The organism is Acinetobacter sp. AKBS16 (genome assembly GCF_002899995.1).
In the GTDB taxonomy this organism is placed as follows: Bacteria; Pseudomonadota; Gammaproteobacteria; order Pseudomonadales; family Moraxellaceae; genus Acinetobacter; species Acinetobacter baumannii.
This window is the reverse complement of sequence record NZ_POYH01000073.1, coordinates 1-3,421: the sequence shown is the minus strand read 5'-3', so window position 1 is coordinate 3,421 and position 3,421 is coordinate 1. Positions and strand designations below refer to the sequence as shown.

General features: G+C 42.6%; 4 protein-coding genes and 2 pseudogenes. All 6 read right to left on the bottom strand.

Annotation, left to right across the window (positions count from 1 at the left end):
• Positions 1 to 204, bottom strand: a pseudogene (locus C1642_RS13145) (malonate transporter subunit MadM); the annotation flags it as partial.
• A complete protein-coding gene (gene madL / locus C1642_RS13140) occupies positions 197 to 613 on the bottom strand; it encodes a malonate transporter subunit MadL (protein ID WP_000587905.1) in 417 nt (138 codons plus the stop codon). The gene madL and the pseudogene C1642_RS13145, both read right to left, overlap by 8 nt.
• A 48-nt stretch (positions 614 to 661) precedes the next feature.
• Entirely contained in the window at positions 662 to 1,600 is a 939-nt protein-coding gene (mdcH, locus tag C1642_RS13135; RefSeq protein ID WP_103236419.1) for a malonate decarboxylase subunit epsilon, read from the bottom strand.
• Positions 1,601 to 1,612: 12 nt separating this feature from the next.
• Positions 1,613 to 2,221: a malonate decarboxylase holo-ACP synthase gene (locus C1642_RS13130; RefSeq protein ID WP_103236418.1), complete on the bottom strand. Its 609-nt coding sequence runs from the start codon at positions 2,219 to 2,221 to the stop codon at positions 1,613 to 1,615.
• Positions 2,212 to 3,039: a biotin-independent malonate decarboxylase subunit gamma gene (mdcE, locus tag C1642_RS13125; RefSeq protein WP_103236417.1), complete on the bottom strand. Its 828-nt coding sequence runs from the start codon at positions 3,037 to 3,039 to the stop codon at positions 2,212 to 2,214. The genes C1642_RS13130 and mdcE overlap by 10 nt, the downstream gene beginning before the upstream one ends.
• A pseudogene (locus tag C1642_RS13120) lies at positions 3,036 to 3,421 on the bottom strand (biotin-independent malonate decarboxylase subunit beta); the annotation flags it as partial. The gene mdcE and the pseudogene C1642_RS13120, both read right to left, overlap by 4 nt.

Here is a 3,421-nt window from a genome sequence, read left to right as displayed (position 1 = left end):
GGTCAAGCCTTTTTCACCACCTGTCATTTTTCCGCCAAACCATGCCAAAATCAAACCAATTACAATCGCAATTGCTGAAGCATGCACACGTCCATTGGTTAAATATTTAGAGAGCTTGGTCGACAGCCACATAATTAAGGCAATTAAAGCAAAAGCTGTAATTAAACCTAAATGTGTTAAGTCTTTTAATAATAATTCAACCATGAACTTTACCTCCGATTCGGTTTAAGGCTGTGTCCTCTTCTTTAGGTAAAGGGCTGGCTTTGTTATATCGGCTTAGACCAGCAATAGTGAGCGTACAAACTGCAACTGAGACTACAGCCGCAAAGAGTGCCATATGGCCACTCGATAATGCTGCCACTACATTTTGTTGGGCTGCCATAGCAACAACAACCGGGATATACATGGTGCCCCAGAATGAAACTCCTTTTTCAGTTTCAACTGTCATCATTCCACGTTTTTCCATCCATAACCGTATACAAATGAGTAAAATCATGGCGATACCCACGCCACCAACATTGGACTTTACACCCAATAAAACGCCTAATAGATCACCAGCAATTACACCAACCAAGGTGCAAAGTGCGAGTAAACCAACTCCATATATAATCATGACAATCCCTCATATCCTTGGATCATTTATGCTTTTGTAAAATCTGACTCAAAAAGAAAAACTATTTGCCTGTTCTTTTTGCATTGCCATCTGAATGCTGTCTAAACGTGTTCCCTGAAATGACAATACAGTTCCTTCTTTAAATGTTCGACGTGCAAGTGTAGTAAGCACCGTTCCCGGCAAAGCTTCGATCTGTAACCTCACACCTCGCTCCCATGCAGCTTGGATGGTACTTTCCCAATCTACAGTTCGACTCATATTAAAAGCCAAGTCAACACCAATCTGTTCTGGCCTGCTAAGCGTACGAGCCGTTGTACCACTTAAATAACGTATTTTAGGCTGCTTTAAAGTCACTCCCTCCATAGACGCTGCAAGTTGCTTTGCTTGCTGACTTAATAATTCACAGTGCGATGGCACCGATACATCTAATTTTTTTGCCACCACGCCTTGTTGCTTTGCCAAAACAGCAACTTGAGTCATGGCTTCAAAGTTTCCTGAAATAACAATCTGGTTATGTGCATTAATATTTGCGACAAACACCTCTGGCGTTATTTCATAAATTTGTTTGACCCATGTTTCAACAGCTGCACGGTCTGTACCAATCAGGGCCGTCATACCATAGCCAGTTGGATAGGCGTTTTGCATGAGTTCACCTCTGTAGGCAACCAAACGAACAGCATCTTCATAGGCTAAAACTTCTGCTATAACTGCAGCCGACCATGCACCAATTGATAGACCTGCTACATAATCAGGTTTTAAGTTTTCAGCCCTTAATAGAGCTGAACTCACCACACCTGAAATAAGCAAACACAGCTGTACTGCACGCGTTGACTTTAATGCTGCCGGACCATCTAACATCAAGACATCTTCTTTGAGTGCATCCGATGCACGCTCAAGGTATTCTTTAACCAGTGCGGTTTGAGGTAAATCGTGCAACATATTGCTTCTTTGCACACCTTGTCCCGGATATACCCAAATTGAAGCCATGATATCTATTCCCTAATTCCATGGGTTTTCTAATAAGACAGCACCATCGGAACGTTTCAATAGAACTTTTCCGCTATTCCCAGCCCATTCTTTTAACGCCAAACCACCTTGTGGAAGTTGTAGCTGTATATCCACATTCAGCCCTGCTTGCTGAAAATTTTCGAGTAGCTCAATCGCCTGCTTTTTAGCAAAAGGTTGTTCAGCTCGAATCAACAAATCTATGTCACTTTGCTGATTTACTGTTTTAATGCCCGTTGCTAGTTCAAAGCCGAAACTTCCCGTATATCCCCAACATCCTGAAAAGTTTTTCATAATGCTAGAAATGCTCTGTAAACGTTCTGCCAAGTGTTTAAAGTGACTTGGATTTACTTCAGCTAGTGCTTCGGGTTTAAGCTGTCTGCTAATTACAGATCTTGGCATTTGAGCTGCATATCGTTGATGACGAAATTGCCCTCTTACCCCCACAGCCACCTGATCTACAGGAGTAATTGCCCGTCGAACTACAACAGGATCACCTCGTTGCAATACTTCTTTCACCCAATGCGGAGCATCATCAGCCAAGCAATCGACCGTCATACCCCACAACAAATCATGGGCTTCGAGCTTAAGTTTCATGACCATTGCTCACGCAATAATTCACGGACCTTTTTAGACATTTGACGGTTTTGGCCATGCAGTCTTTGTTCCAGTCCTCTCGATTGCTCAGCATTAATTTCTTTAAACGCTTGAGCAATTGCCTGTTTCGCTAACAAAAGATCATCGTTTGTCGGTTGTTCAGGGTTTTCAACAGATAATAGTTCCGATAACAAACCAAGCGTGGCATAACTTTCAATGTCATAAGCCATTGGAGGAATGCTTGATGCCAATTGCTCTAACTCATCAACTGACCGCAAGGTAACGCGTGCAGCAGATTCCTTACCCATTGCATGCACCATAACACCTGAATCTTTTAAGGCAATAATACGATTGGCTTGGTATCCATGCGCCAAGAAAGCACCAGACATCGACTTACCAACCAATAAACTCACAATAGGATGACCTGCCAATCTGGCTCTAGCATAGCTATCTACTGCACCCGCTAAAGCTTGATGAATACCTAATAATTCTTCGCGGCGCCCATAGGCCTGACTTGGAACATCAACTAAACATAAAATAGCGCGTTTAGTTTCCGAATGAATATCAGCTTGAATCACTTCATTAACTGCTTTTGCTAAACTCCAGCCTTCTAATAATCCAACTTCCCCTTGTTTTGCCCGAGGGAACAGATTATTGGTATCTTGAACAACGGCAATCACACGTACCGCTTGCTGGTCAAGCTGACCATCAGCCACCCAAATCGAAGCTGGAAAACCTTCAACTGTTTTAAAGCCCTGCGTGAGTGCTTTAAACCAATGTGCACCACGAGTAGATGCTTTTAATGTATCAACGGCGATATTCATGCTTGTTCTCCTTGATACAAAGCTTGAACTTGTGCTGGGGTAATCTGCTCAGCAGTATCAACTTGTTGTAGCTTTTCTAAATAGAATGAGTAATTTGAACTACGATGCTGATGAGGTACGCCTTGAGTTAAATAATCGATGACTCGCTGACGAATTTTCTGGCGATCATCGTCTACATAAGCATCTGCCAAACCACTAGCAAACCGTTGGTTCCCGCCAGTAATACTCCATATAAATGGACGATCTTTGGCGTTATATTCTTGTACACCAGCTTCTTGTTCTATCACTTGTGGGCCATTTAGACCTAAACGTCCTTCTTGTGTCATTACAATATAGCTACATAGTCCAGCTGCAATTGACATACCGCCAAAACACCCTACAC